The sequence below is a fragment of the [Flexibacter] sp. ATCC 35103 genome, from assembly GCF_001975985.1.
Lineage (GTDB): Bacteria > Bacteroidota > Bacteroidia > Flavobacteriales > Flavobacteriaceae > Flavobacterium.
Map to the genome: position 1 here is coordinate 376,436 of NZ_MTQF01000005.1, position 14,303 is coordinate 390,738.

Consider the following 14,303-nt stretch of genomic DNA (forward strand, 5'->3'; position numbering starts at 1 on the left):
TTGTTTGAAGAATGTTGTTAAATTAATAGTTCATCGGAATATCCATTAATAAAAACTCCGCATCAGTATTTGCTTTTATATTTAAGATATCGGTTCCTGAAATTCCAACAGCATCACGAGTGTTTAATTCCTGACCGTTGATGGTTATATTTCCTTTTAAAACAAAAGCGTAAACTCCGTTTCCTTCTTTTTTGATTTTGTATTCAGTAGACAGACCTGAGTCAAAATTCCCCATATTAAACCAGGCATCCTGATGAATCCAAACTCCTTCATCGTCAGCATTTGGAGATAGTATTTGTGCTAATTTATTGTGTCTGTCAGCAACATCTAAAGTTATTTGTTGGTAACGAGGTTCTACATTTCTTTTATTTGGGAACAACCATATTTGTAACAATTTAGTCTGCTGATCCGCATTTGGGTTAAACTCACTATGCTGAACTCCAGTTCCGGCACTCATAACCTGAATATCTCCATTTTTGATGATTTCAGTATTTCCCATGCTGTCTTTGTGCGCTAAATCGCCTTCTAACGGAATAGTAATAATCTCCATATTATCGTGTGGATGTGTTCCGAAACCCATTCCGCCTGCAATCGTGTCATCGTTCAAAACACGAAGCGCTCCAAACTGAATTCTTTCAGGGTTATACCAGCTCGCAAAACTAAAGCTGTGATATGCGTTAAGCCATCCGTGATTTGCGTTTCCTCTAGTTTCTGCTTTGTGTAATACTATATTTTCCATGATCTATGTGTTTTGTTATTTTTATAGTACAAAGATACCACCAAGGTCAATGAAACGCACTTAACCTAGATTAAGTTCTTTAGGGTGCTGAGTTTAAGAGGTTCTGAGGTACTAAGTTTTTTTGTGATGTTTTTTAGGAGCAGAAATTTTGTTTTCAAAAGACGTGACGTCCCGCTCCCGAAGCTTCGGGACGTTTCAATCTTTTGTGCCGAACGCCGGCACAAAAGGATTTTCACTTCTATCGAGGCTATGCGAGAGCTTTTATTTTCATAAGAAATCTATATTTCCAATTTGCATAAAAGTTCCAGAGGAACGAATGATATTGTAGGGATGTCCCGAAGCTTCGGGATCAATCCATTCTACGCAATCATAATCGACAAAGATTGGCTATTATTGGTTAGGAGTTTCTTGTGCGATCTCTCCTTCGTCAAGATGACAAGATTGTGGTTGAGTTCAAAAGAATAATAAAACTTTGCGATTTCGCGACTTTGCGAGATTACTTAATCTTAATCAATATCCCTTTTCCAACAACCTCGTCAAGATAATTCGCAGCCGAACCTTGCTTATTATGCATGTAAAACGGAATAGTGTCTTTTTTAATTTGGTCTTTTGAGATACTTATAATTAAGTCAGTATTGATAAAATTGTCCAACAGTATTACGTTGCCATATGAAATTTTCCCTTTTGGCAGGTACTTATTATCAAAAGCAAAAACACTATCATTAAAAGTGATTTTGTCTTTTTGAAGGTAAGAGTTGTTGTCTTCGATTAAATAATTATAGCGTCCGGTAAGCTTTTGCGTTTTCTGGACTAAATTAATAGAAAGTAGTGTTAGTATTAAAGTAAAATATTTCATGGCGCTTAACTATATTGACTTATAAACTGTTGTACAACTGCATCTGTATTCTCATGGCGTTTTTTTCTTTCTAAAACAATTGGCGGCGCGGCTCTTTCGAGACAATCCTGAACGGCACAAGTTTCGCAAGTAACCCCCACAATTCGTTTTACCAAAGGTTTGCCTTCAATAAATTTGAATTTCTTTTTCATTGCCGGAGTAATTAAGATTCCCACAGAAATACTTCGGATGTAATTTTCAGAAAAAGGATCTTTTGTAGCCGATGAAAAAACCAAATATTCATTTCCGCTATTAGCGTAGCTCGATATTTGAGCATCAAAAAAGTGAGATTTATTTTGTTTGATCGCTTCGTCAATCGTTTTAACCGAAACCCATCTTCTGCAGTAATGTTCGTTGGTTTCATTCGCGTGCGGTTCTTGCTGGTGCGTAATATGTAATTCTTTATTAATTTGATAAACATCAGAACCAACCCGATGAGATAATCTTAAAAAGAACAAGTTTTTTAGCTGAAAATCTTTCGGTAATAAATTGGTTAAACGCTGGTAAAACGATTCCGGCGAAACTTCAAAACTTTCTATTAACGCTACAAAAGCTTCCGGTTTTGGATTTTCATTTTCCAGGAAAGAATTGATTTTATCTACAATTAATTTCCTCGGCAATAATAAGGCTCCGGCAAAATAAGAAGCGTAGAAATTGTGTAAAACCTGATCGAAATTTTCAAACTTAATCCAACTGAAAGTCAACAATCGATCTGAAATGTTTAGGTAATTATACGCAATTTCTTTGGCTAAAATAAAAGCTTTTTGTGGCGCATCGAGTTCTGTAGAAAGCAATAATGTTTTGCTTTTAGGAACATAAATCGAACGCAAATCCCCCAAAGCTTCCTGATCTGTAAAAACAATTTCTTTTATAGTGTATTCGTATTCTTCTTTTAGGATAGCTTGCAATTCTTCGATACTAATTTTAGAATCCAGATTAATCTGAAACGACTTTGAAAATGCAATTACTTTTTCTTCAAGATCTTCAAAATAATTACTGTGCGCTTCCTGATACGAACGCAAAGCAGCGAGAAAGAAGCTTTCACGACTTAGATTATAATGTTGCGCAATTTCGATAATCGTACTAATAAACGCATTGACTTTTGCCGGAGCATTGGCAATAATATCAATTAAATCTGCTTCCTGAATGCCAAAAAGCTCTAATGGAATCTCTTTTAAAATTCCTGACTTTAAAATTTCGCCAATCGGAGCAAGGTTATTATCGAGTTTTAACGATACTAATTGATCGTAAGGAATGTCTAAATGCGTACAAAGCAGTAAAATTTTATCTGTTTTTGGATATTTTTTTCCTTTTTCAATCTCATTTAAGTATGATTTTGAAAGATTTGTGAGTTTGGCCAGGCCAAAAAGTGAAAGATTTTTTTGGGTGCGAACTTGCTTGAGTTTTAGCCCAAAGATCAGCTTTATATAGTCTTTTTCGATATCCATAAATCAAATATAAGCATTTGAAAAATAATCGCCAAAAAATTATTTTTAACATTTAGCGAACGTTCGCTTGTTTTGTAAAAAACTTTTTTCTAATATTGTGGTGTAGAAAATATTAGATATCAGATTGTTGTGATTAAATGTTTTTCGAAAAGCTATAATCAATTCAATTCTTACTAATGAAAATAAAATTCACAGCTATGAAAAACCAATTAGAAATTACCGAAACGGCAATGGAATTTTTAGCCGAAAAGAAGCTTTCTTATCCAAAGATCTGGACAGAAGAGGCAATTGTTTTTATCACCGATTTGCATCGAAAATTCGAATCGCAACGAAAACTGTTATTGTTACAACGCGAGCAAAAACAAACTGCTTTTGATCAGGGCGTCATGCCGGTTTTTACTCCGGAAACAAAAAGTGTCAGAGAAGGTAATTGGACAGCTGGAGAAATTCCAAAAGATTTACTGGACAGAAGAGTAGAAATCACCGGACCTGTTGATCGTAAAATGATTATCAATGCTTTAAATTCTGGCGCAAAAACCTTTATGGCCGATTTTGAAGATAGTACTTCACCAACCTGGCAAAATTTGATGGATGGGCAAATGAATTTAATCGATGCGGTTAACAAAACAATTACGTATACCGATTTGGCGAAACAAAAATCCTATCATTTAAATGAGAAAACGGCAACATTAATTGTTCGCCCGAGAGGTTTGCATTTGCCTGAAAAACATGTTTTGATAGAAGGAAATGAAGTTTCGGGCTCTTTGGTAGATTTTGGTTTGTATGTTTTTCACAATCATAAACGACTTTTAGAAAACAATTCAGGACCGTACTTCTACATTCCGAAATTAGAACATTATCTAGAAGCGCGTTGGTGGAATACTGTAATTGATTTTACAGAAGATTATCTAAAACTGAAAAGAGGCACAATAAAAGTGACGGTTTTAATCGAGACTATTACTGCTAGTTTTCAGTTGGATGAAATCATTTATGAACTAAAAGAACATATCGTTGGCTTGAACTGCGGACGTTGGGATTATATTTTCTCCTACATTAAAAAGTTTAGAAAAAATCCAAAATTTATCGTTCCAGATCGCGATCAGGTAAATATGACTTCGCCTTTTATGAATGCCTATTCGAATTTGGTGATTCAAAGATGTCATAAAAGAGGTATTCATGCGATTGGCGGAATGGCAGCTCAAATTCCGATTCGAAATAATGAAGAAGCCAATGCCGTTGCTTTCGCCAAAGTAAAAACTGATAAAGAAAGAGAAGTAAAAAATGGTCACGACGGAACCTGGGTTGCACATCCCGATTTGGTTGCCATTGCAAAAGAAATTTTTGATAAAGGAATGCCAACTCCAAACCAGATTCATATAAAAAGAGAACATCGAAAAATTACAGAAGCAGATCTAATTGAGCCACCAATTGGAATCATCACTGAAAATGGTGTTCGAAAAAATATAAACGTTGGAGTTTTATATCTGGCTTCATGGCTTAACGGACAAGGTGCCGCAGCATTACATAATTTAATGGAAGACGCAGCAACGGCCGAAATTTCGAGATCGCAATTGTGGCAATGGCTTCAAAACAAAGTGCTTTTAGATAATGGGCGAAAATTAGATCTGGCTTATTATCATGAATTGGCCTTAGATGAATTCAAAAAAATCAAAGACGAATTAGGCGAGGAAAATCATGAAAAACGTCAATTTCCTTTGGCCGAAAAAGTTCTGGAAAGACTAGTTGTAAATCCGGATTTTGTTGACTTTTTGACGATTCCTTGCTACAAATATTTATAAAGAAAATACTGGGTTTAATTTTTAAACACATAGAGACATAGGTTTAAAATGTGAATAAAAAAGAGTTTTGAAAAAAATCTGGATTTTTACACATAGCTATGTTTGTTTAAACAAATGAAATGCCTTTAACCACAAAGAAAAGCTATGTCTCTATGTGTTTAAAAATTAAACTCAAAGAAAAATAAGTCCAGTTAAGCTGAAAACTAAAAACTGAGACTGAAAACTATACACTTACTAACCACTTTAACTAAACTATTTATGAAAACAACAGAAGACAGAATTCAGGAATTGATTAACGATTGGATTACGAACCCAAGATGGAAAGGTGTTGAACGTCCTTATACCGCTACAGAAGTAGTGACGCTTCAGGGATCGTATCAAATTGAGCATTCTATTGCCAAAATGGGAGCGCAAAAATTATGGAGAAAGTTAAAAAGTCAGGATTATGTTGCTGGTTTGGGCGCGTTGACAGGAAATCAGGCGATTCAGGAAGTCGATGCTGGTTTAGAAGCGATTTATTTGAGCGGTTGGCAAGTTGCCGCTGATGCAAATTTGGCGGGAGAAATGTATCCTGATCAATCACTTTATCCGGTAAACAGTGTGCCAATGGTGGTAAAAAAAATAAATAATGCTTTGTTACGTGCTGATCAGATTCAGACCGTAAATGGAGTTGAAGATAAAAAAGATTACTTAGTTCCTATTGTGGCGGATGCCGAAGCTGGTTTTGGCGGAAACTTAAATGCTTTCGAATTAATGAAATCAATGATTGAAGCGGGGGCTTCAGGAGTTCATTTTGAAGATCAATTGAGTTCTGCTAAAAAATGCGGACATTTAGGTGGGAAAGTTTTGGTTCCAACGCAAGAAGCAATTAATAAATTGATTTCAGCTCGATTAGCAGCAGATGTTATGGGAGTTTCAACGCTTATTGTGGCAAGAACAGATGCTGATGCAGCTAATTTATTAACCAGCGATGCAGACCCAAGAGATACTAAATTTATTACTGGCGAAAAAACAAATGAAGGCTTTTTCTATGTAAATAGCGGAATCGATCAGGGAATCGCACGAGGGTTGAGTTATGCACCTTACGCTGATTTGATTTGGATGGAAACCAGTAATCCTGATTTAGTTTATGCTAAAAAGTTTGCTGATGCAATGAAAAAAGAATTTCCGGATAAAATGTTGGCGTACAATTGTTCGCCTTCTTTTAACTGGGCGGCAAAATTATCAGTTGCTGAAATGGAAACATTCAGAGAAGATTTAGCTGCGATGGGATATAAATTCCAGTTCATTACTTTGGCAGGATTCCATGCTTTGAATACGAGTATGTTCGAATTGTCTAAAGCGTATAAAGAACGCGGAATGGCCGGATATTCTGAATTGCAGGAAAGAGAATTCGCTTTGCAGAAAAACGGATTCAGAGCGGTAAAACATCAGGCGTTCGTAGGAACTTCTTATTTCGATGCCGTTCAGAATACAGTTATGATAGGAAAATCAACGATAACGGCGATGGAACATTCTACGGAGGTAGAGCAATTTTAATTCAAAGGAAAAGCCAGTTTATTAACTGGCTTTTCTGTTTTTTATAGCTACGAATTCACGAATTATTTTGCGACAATCTTTGAGAATAAAAATTCGTGAATTCGTGGCAAAAAAACTATTTTTTCAAAAGTCTGGCTTTCATTTTGCTGAAAAATTCAGGTGTAACGCCAATAAATGAAGCGATTTGTTTTTGAGGAACTTTATGAACCAATGTTCCGTATTTTTGACAGAATTTATCAAAACGTTCTTCGGCAGGTAAACTTAAATTATCCATTAATCGTTGTTGATTGGCAACCAATGAATTTTCGATTAGAATTCTGAAAAAGCGTTCTAATTTTGGAATTTCCAAATATAATTGTTCCTGATTTTCTTTGGATAATGAAACTACTTCTGCATCTTCCAGAACTTCGATGAAAAGCTGTCCCGGTTTTTGTGAAAAGAAACTATACATATCGCTAATCCACCAGCCTGAACATGAAAATGAAAGAACATGCTCGACAATATTATCGTTGATATTGAAGCTTCTTAAAATCCCGGAATTTACAAAATAAGAGTGTTTGCAAACTTCGCCGGCACTTAATAAAATAGTTTTGGCTTTGTAAGTATGTGTTTCGGTTTTGGATAAAAAAAGAGCTTGTTCCTCAGGAGTCAACGAAACGTGCTTGGAAATGTTTTCAAGAATTAACGTCATTATTTTTCTTTTATCAAAGTGAATGAATTGGCTTTAAAGCGACCATTTTCTACTCTTCCGGTTACAGAAGCTTTGCGTATTTTATTGCAAAAACCATCTTCGGCATGTGCATCACCATGTTCGTCGATTGTAGTTCCGTCTACAAAATAAGGTTTTCCGTCAATACGAACGGCTAAATCACAGCTTTTACCTTTCATCCCAAATTGACATTCTCCGCAAGCAGTTTCTACAATTTGAGGTTTTTCGGTTGTTTTTTTATTTTGAGCTTGCGTTGTGATTCCAACAAATAGGAATAGTATAAATATTGCTTTTTTCATTTTTAAGAATTTACAGTTATTAATTTTGAAGTTGTTTTGGCACGTTCAACAATTTCCTCGATTGGAGTTGCCAGTGAATCGTGACTTAATACAACTCCCATTCGGCGATAAGGTCTTGAAGTTGGTTTGCCAAAAATCCTGAAATCGGTTTTAGGTAAAGCTGCTACTTTTTCTATTCCGTTAAAAGTGGGATTGTTAGAATCTTCCGATGCTAAAATTACTGCACTTGCTCCGGCTTTTTCAAGAGTAATTTCGAAAATAGGAAGACTTAAAATAGCACGTAAATGCAATTCGAATTCATTGAAATTTTGTGTTCCGGCTAAAGTTACCATTCCAGTATCATGCGGACGTGGAGAAAGTTCAGAGAAATAAACGCCGTCATTGGTTAGGAAAAATTCAACACCAAAAAGTCCTGCTCCGCCAAGCGCTTCAGTAATTTTTTCGGCCATATCTTGGGCTTCGTATAAATCTTTTTCTGAAACTAAAGCAGGTTGCCAGCTTTCCTGATAATCTCCACGTTCTTGTCTGTGACCAATTGGTGCACAAAATAAGGTTGGATTATTATTTTGAGTAATCGTTAAAAGCGTAATTTCTGAATTGAAGTTTACAAATGCTTCTACAATAACTTCGATTACATCTCCTCGAGAACCTGCAACGGCATATTGCCAGGCTTTTTCGATATCACTTTCGGTTTTTATTGTCGATTGTCCTTTTCCGGAAGATGACATTAGTGGTTTTACAACACACGGAATTCCAACTTCCTGAACGGCTTTTTGCAATTCTTCTGCTGAAGTTGCGTATTGATATTTGGCTGTTTTTAAGCCTAATTCTTTTGACGCTAAATCACGAATAGCTTTACGATTCATGGTAAAGTTTGCCGCTTTCGCCGAAGGAACAACGGTGATGCCTTGTTTCTCGTAATCATAAAAACGTTCCGTACGAATGGCTTCTATTTCAGGAACAATAAAATCTGGTTTATGTTTGGCTACGATTCTGTCAAGAGCTTCGCCGTCAAGCATATTGATGACTTCAAAACCGTGTGCAACTTGCATTGCAGGAGCATTTTCGTAACTATCAACTGCAATTATGGTTTGTCCGATTCGTTGTGCAGCGATGACAAATTCTTTGCCTAATTCGCCTGAACCAAGGAGTAGTATTTTCATTTTGGAGTTTGTAAATAATGGAGTAGTAAAAGTAGCGAAAAATGTTTTTAACCGCAAAGTTCGCAAAGAATTACGCGAAGAACGCGAAGTTTTTGTTTTTAAGTTAAAATAAGGTTTATAAAGGTTTCACGCAGATTTTGCAGATCGAGCAGATTTTTTTTAATTGGAAATTTAATTTTTAGGTAAAGTAACCATGCAGTTTGTCATTTCGAGGAACGAGAAATCACACTAGAAACTCCGCAATCAAAATCGCCAATCTTTGTCGAATCCCGAGTGTGATTTCTCCTCCGTCGAAATGACAAGATTGTGAGAAATTATAAATATAAAAGTTCTTGTTGACCCATTTGCGTGAGGGATAGAAGTGGAAAGTCCACAGCCTGACGAAGGAAGTGCGAGGACTTGGAGTGGATAGCCCGACCCTTGTGGTCACGCCCAAATAAAAATAAAAAAAACCGACACTTAAAAGTATCGGTTTTGTATGTTAATGAAAATGATCTTCCTCGATTTCAAATTCGGCATCTTTTTCCCAGATTTCCATTTCGCAGGGTTTGCAATTGAATTTTAGTTTATATTCAAGTTCACCTTGTTTTAAAACTAAAGGCTCTTTTACCTTAACACCTACAATATCTTTTTGATGTATCGGACATTTTTTTAATTCGTATTTGATACAATATTTGGTTGTCATTACGCGAGATTTTCCTGGATCCCATTGTAATTCGAATGCTTTTTCGATTTCGGTAACACCGTGGCGCTCGTAGAATTTACGAGCCGTTTTGTTCGAAACGTTATACATGAAATCCAATTTGGTTTCTGGATACGGATGCGATGTTTTTACCATTTGGTGTTCTTCGCGTTTGTAGTTTGCCAAACGAATTTCAGTCAACTGATCGTAAACGGTTCTTCGCATTTCGTTGATTTTTGAAATAGGAAGGAACCAGTTTTGAGAAAACATAATATTGATTTCATCGGCAGTATAAGGTGTGAAACCTGTTTTTGCCAATTGCGTTTTAATATTTTCTTCGATTGATTCGCCAGTTTTAGTCTGCTCTTTTGCGTGTTCTAAAGTAACGGTGCTTACGTTTCCGTCTTCATCGGTTGCGATTAACTCGAAACCAGTTTCTGTTTCTGTAAGTAATAAAGTCGTGCTTAATTTACGAACGGCGCTGTCTTCTCTTTCTACAATTTTGATGAAAGCGGCGTCGTTATTTCTGTAAATGAAAGTTCCGTCTTTTACTTCTTTTAAAACGTTTGGATAAATTTTACCGTTTTCAGCTTTGTTTACGTAAATTCCGTCGGCTTCATTGTTTTCGTTGATGAAACAAAGTCCGTCACCATTGTTTAATAATTCGCCGTTTTCGATTTCGTAAGCGTTTCCAACAGTTCGGATTAATTTACCAATATATTGACCTTTTGATTTTGGGCTTTCCCAAGAACCAATAGAACTGTGTCTTTCGTTTACGAAATAATCAGTATAACCACGGTTGAAGGTTCTGTTTAAAGAAGAATCAAAAGTATAAGTACAAGTTCCGGAAGAAGCTTTGATGTATTTTCCGCGTCCTGCGCCTTCTAAATAACTGTCTAGTTTTTGACGTAAATAAGAAACGTTGTTTTTTACGTAAACTACATCTTTCAATCGTCCTTCGATTTTAAAAGAAACGATTCCAGCTTCAATAAGATTCGGGATTTGCTCTGAAATATCTAAATCTTTTATCGAAAGTAAGTGACTGTTTTTGATTAAAGTTTCTCCGTTTCCGTCGATTAAGTTATATGGTAAACGGCAGTTTTGTGCACAAGAACCACGATTGGCGCTACGTTCTCCATTTGCCACACTCATATAGCAGTTTCCGCTAAAGGATACACATAATGCACCGGTTACGAAAAATTCTAATTCAACATCGGCATGGTCGTAAATCGTTTTAATTTGGTGCAAGTTCAATTCGCGCGCTAAAACCACACGTTTGATTCCGGCATCTTTAAGGAATTTAATTTTATCGGCATCACGATTATTGGCTTGTGTGCTGGCGTGAAGTACGATAGGAGGTAAGTCCATTTCCATAATCGCCATGTCCTGAATAATCAGGGCATCGACGCCAATATCGTATAATTCCCAGATCATTGAACGGCAAGTTTCTAGTTCGTTGTCGTATAAAATGGTGTTCATAACCACAAAAACCTGAGCATTAAATAAGTGCGCATATTGTACTAATGCAGCAACATCTTCGATAGAGTTGTTGGCATTTGAGCGTGCCCCAAATTGTGGTGCCCCAATATAAACTGCATCGGCACCGCTATTTATGGCTGCCATTCCTCCAATTAAATCTTTAGCCGGAGCTAATATTTCGATCTTCTTCATTTTTAAGACTTTAAGCTTCTGTGGTATTCACGGAAAAAAGTTTGCAAAGTTCTTATAAATATTTCGAGTTTGCTAATACTGAAGGGACTTTTTTTGAAATAGTTGGGTTATATGGAATGAATTAAAATTTTAATTTATATTATTTTCAAATTTATTTCCTAAGTTTTCAAATTTGACTTGATTGTACGAGACGTTTTTAATTTCATATATAAATCTTTTTGGAATCAATACTGCTGAAATATCCATTGGATCAATATTAATCCAGTAATAAAGAAATAAGGTGTTCTTGATTATTTTTGCATTTCCATAATATTTAAGACCTCCAGTTTCATATTTTTCAACAATGATTTGAATGCCTTTTTTTGTCTTTTTGGTAATGATGAGCTCTGCTTTTTTATTTTCGTTTCGTTTTAAATAATTAGAATCAAAAGCCTCTTGATGAGTAAATTTAATATTTATGTTTTCTAATTCATTTTTTTTGCAGCCAGTAAATAAAAAAAGAACTATCAATACGCAGAAAATATATTTCATATTAATTAAGGCTCTTTAAGTTAATCTAACGGAAAATTATATCCTACAGCAAATATCCCAGACGATTGTTTAGCTGCTGGGTGAAAATAGCCAGAAATACCAATTTCAAAATTATTTCTTCGACCAATTGCTAATCCAATATTAAATGGAATATGGAGTAAAACATCACTTTTATTAAAATTAATGTTTGGTGTAAATGTTTCGAATTTACCTATCGAAGTCCCAATACCTCCTTCAATAAAAGGGGCAACCCACGGAATTGGTGCACAAAAACGAACTTTTGTTCCAAGTAAAAAAGCATTCGTTGTTACTTTGTATTGAGGTTGGCCTTGTAAATTCTGATTTTTATCGACAGATGTAAATATACCCCCTGCATATGGACGTATACTAAACCATGATTTTAATCCGATGATGTATTCTCCTTGTAGATAAAGACCGCCTCCCATGACATCTATATCATCTTGATTTCCGTAATTTTCAATGTAGTAAGAGCTACTTGAAGCAAAACCTATACTGCCTTTAATAGAATTACCTTCAGTCTGTGCTTTTGTCTGATTGGAGAAAAATAAAGCAATAATTATAATAAAAAGAGAATGGTGTAAAGCTAGATTCATAAAGTGGTTTTTGCTTAAGAATTTTTGATTAGTTGGGGCGAAAGTAAAGATTTATTTTTAAATTTCTAAAGACAAAAAAAAACTACTTGATAAGAAATTATCAAGTAGTTTTCGTTCTCAAAAAATAGTGCCAAATATTATGACAATTTTTTCGCTTTAATTTTAGTCAAAGTGTTTTCAATACTATTTAATTGTTTAGAAACAATTGCGATTTGACTTCCATCAAGATGGTTGTGTTCTAACGCCATTTTATATTTTTCGATTGCAGCTTCTTCACCTGTAATACAAGCATTAATGATAGCTTCAGTATCTCCGCTTGTAAAAGATGATTTGATGTCAATCCATGCGCGGTGTAAGGCTCCCAATGGTCCGCCTCCGGCAGTATCTGTTGATTTTCCAAGTTTATTGATTTCGTCCTGAATTTCTACGATAAATAAAGCACGCTCACGAGCATAGTCTAAAAAGTCTGTTTTGATAGCCGGACTGCTTACATGTTCAGCGGCATTTGTATATCCTAGTTTTCCGTCTTCAAGGATTGCAATTAATCCTTCTAATGTACTAACTGCTTTTTCTGTGGTTTCATCTGTATGTATCATAATAAATAATTTTTTAAATTTTATATTACAAAGATGGGGACTAATAGCATGTTGTGTTTTACAGGATTATACTTGTGATTTATAATATTGTGGAATGGGAATTTTGAAAGTTGTTTTTGAGTTTCCGCGAATTCTCGAATTACACTAACTATTGGATTGTGTAAGTTATCGATGCGTTTTAATTTTCTTGTTTTAAGGTTTGCGTAAGTGATAGTAGCGAAAAGCCCAGAGCCTGACGAAGGAAGTGCGATAGCTTGTATCGAATAGCCCGATTCGCCGCAACGAAACACGCCCAAAATAAGCATATAAAAAAACAGCTTAAAGTTTAAAAGTGATGAAACTTTTAACCTTAAGCCGTTTTGATAAAATTATTTACTGTAATTATACAGCTAAAGCCTCTTTGATTCTGCGTAAAGCTTCTTTTAAGATATCGTCGCTTGTTGCATAAGAGAAACGAATACAATTTGGATTTCCGAAAGCGTCTCCTGTTACAGTTGCAACATTAGCTTCGGCTAAAAGGTACATCGAAACGTCGTTTGCATCTTTGATCTCTGTTCCATTTAATGTTTTTCCGAAGAAAGAAGAAACGTCTGGGAATACGTAAAATGCTCCTTCAGGAACGTTGATTTTTACACCCGGGATTTCTTTTAATAATCCAACTACTAAATCTCTACGTGTGTGGAAAGCCTGAACCATGTGGTTTAATACGCTTGGGTCAGCATCTACAGCAGTAATTGTAGCACGTTGCGCCACAGAATTTGCTCCTGAAGTTACTTGTCCCTGAATTTTCGTACATGCTTTTGCGATGAATTCCGGAGCTCCAATGTAACCAATTCTGTATCCTGTCATAGCGAATGCTTTTGCAACTCCGTTCACAGTAATCGTTCTTTCTAACATTCCCGGGATTGAACCGATGCTGCAGAATGTTCCTGAGAAATTAATGTGCTCATAAATTTCGTCAGCAACTACATATATATTTGGATGTTTTTCTAAAACTTTTGCAAGAGCAGTTAACTCTTCTCTGCTGTAAACAGATCCTGATGGATTACAAGGAGAAGAAAACCACATCATTTTTGTTTTTGGTGTGATGGCAGCTTCTAATTGCTCTGGTGTAATTTTAAAATCTGTGTCTACAGATGTTGGAACTTCAACAGGAACTCCTCCTGAAAGTTTTACAATCTCGAAGTAAGAAACCCAGTAAGGTGCTGGTAAAATAACCTCGTCACCATCATTTAGCATTACTTGTGCAATGTTGTATAAAGATTGTTTTGCTCCTGTAGAAACTACGATTTGCGTTGGTTTGTATTCTAAATTATTATCTCTTTTGAATTTTCTGCAAATTGCTTCTCTCAATTCCAGATAACCTTCAACCGGAGAATATGTACTGTAATTTTCATCGACTGCTTTTTTTACCGCTTCCTTAATGAAGTCTGGTGTATTAAAGTCAGGTTCTCCTAAGCTTAAACTGATAATGTCTTTTCCTTGTGCTTTTAATTCACGCGCTAAAGCAGCCATTGCTAATGTTTGTGATGTTGCTAAGTTGTTGATTCTGTCTGAAAGAATATGATTCATTATAAAATTTTTGAATGTCCCTAATTTCAACTTTAATTAAGGGAAG

At 35.5% G+C, this 14,303-nt stretch carries 13 protein-coding genes; 2 read left to right on the plus strand and 11 right to left on the minus strand.

Going from position 1 to position 14,303, the window contains the following annotated elements; all coding sequences use genetic code 11:
- Nucleotides 1–22 precede the first annotated feature (22 nt).
- The 3 genes from BXU01_RS12770 to BXU01_RS12780 form a co-directional block, all read right to left on the minus strand.
- Entirely contained in the window at nt 23–739 is a 717-nt protein-coding gene (locus tag BXU01_RS12770; protein ID WP_083693554.1) for a pirin family protein, read from the minus strand.
- A gap of 496 nt (nt 740–1,235) precedes the next feature.
- Nucleotides 1,236–1,595, minus strand: coding sequence for a hypothetical protein (locus BXU01_RS12775; protein ID WP_083693555.1), 360 nt, complete (start codon nt 1,593–1,595; stop codon nt 1,236–1,238).
- A 5-nt stretch (nt 1,596–1,600) separates the two neighbouring features.
- A complete protein-coding gene (locus BXU01_RS12780) occupies nt 1,601–3,082 on the minus strand; it encodes a helix-turn-helix domain-containing protein (protein ID WP_083693556.1) in 1,482 nt (493 codons plus the stop codon).
- A 197-nt stretch (nt 3,083–3,279) separates the two neighbouring features.
- On the opposite strand from BXU01_RS12780, the gene aceB reads away from it, so the two are divergent.
- Nucleotides 3,280–4,881 carry a malate synthase A gene (gene aceB / locus BXU01_RS12785; protein ID WP_083693684.1) on the plus strand — a complete coding sequence of 534 codons (1,602 nt, stop codon included), beginning with the start codon at nt 3,280–3,282 and terminating at the stop codon, nt 4,879–4,881.
- A 258-nt stretch (nt 4,882–5,139) separates the two neighbouring features.
- Nucleotides 5,140–6,420, plus strand: coding sequence for an isocitrate lyase (gene aceA, locus BXU01_RS12790; protein WP_083693557.1), 1,281 nt, complete (start codon nt 5,140–5,142; stop codon nt 6,418–6,420).
- A 115-nt stretch (nt 6,421–6,535) separates the two neighbouring features.
- On the opposite strand, the gene BXU01_RS12795 is transcribed toward aceA, so the two are convergent.
- The 8 genes from BXU01_RS12795 to BXU01_RS12830 all read right to left on the minus strand — a co-directional run bounded on the left by BXU01_RS12795 (nt 6,536) and on the right by BXU01_RS12830 (nt 14,257).
- Nucleotides 6,536–7,111 carry a Crp/Fnr family transcriptional regulator gene (locus tag BXU01_RS12795; protein WP_083693558.1) on the minus strand — a complete coding sequence of 192 codons (576 nt, stop codon included), beginning with the start codon at nt 7,109–7,111 and terminating at the stop codon, nt 6,536–6,538.
- Nucleotides 7,111–7,428 carry a DUF6370 family protein gene (locus BXU01_RS12800; protein ID WP_083693559.1) on the minus strand — a complete coding sequence of 106 codons (318 nt, stop codon included), beginning with the start codon at nt 7,426–7,428 and terminating at the stop codon, nt 7,111–7,113. Before BXU01_RS12800 ends, BXU01_RS12795 begins: the two co-directional genes overlap by 1 nt.
- A 2-nt stretch (nt 7,429–7,430) precedes the next feature.
- Entirely contained in the window at nt 7,431–8,591 is a 1,161-nt protein-coding gene (purT, locus tag BXU01_RS12805; RefSeq protein ID WP_083693560.1) for a formate-dependent phosphoribosylglycinamide formyltransferase, read from the minus strand.
- A gap of 481 nt (nt 8,592–9,072) precedes the next feature.
- On the minus strand, nt 9,073–10,944 hold the full coding sequence (locus BXU01_RS12810) for a U32 family peptidase (RefSeq protein WP_083693561.1): 1,872 nt from the start codon (nt 10,942–10,944) through the stop codon (nt 9,073–9,075).
- 129 nt (nt 10,945–11,073) lie between these two features.
- Complete coding sequence (locus BXU01_RS12815) at nt 11,074–11,475, minus strand: hypothetical protein (protein ID WP_083693562.1); 402 nt, start codon at nt 11,473–11,475, stop codon at nt 11,074–11,076.
- Between the two features lie 20 nt (nt 11,476–11,495).
- Nucleotides 11,496–12,089, minus strand: coding sequence for a hypothetical protein (locus BXU01_RS12820; protein ID WP_083693563.1), 594 nt, complete (start codon nt 12,087–12,089; stop codon nt 11,496–11,498).
- A gap of 137 nt (nt 12,090–12,226) precedes the next feature.
- Complete coding sequence (locus tag BXU01_RS12825; RefSeq protein WP_055095047.1) at nt 12,227–12,685, minus strand: PA2169 family four-helix-bundle protein; 459 nt, start codon at nt 12,683–12,685, stop codon at nt 12,227–12,229.
- A 381-nt stretch (nt 12,686–13,066) separates the two neighbouring features.
- A complete protein-coding gene (locus BXU01_RS12830; protein ID WP_083693564.1) occupies nt 13,067–14,257 on the minus strand; it encodes a pyridoxal phosphate-dependent aminotransferase in 1,191 nt (396 codons plus the stop codon).
- Nucleotides 14,258–14,303: the final 46 nt, after the last annotated feature.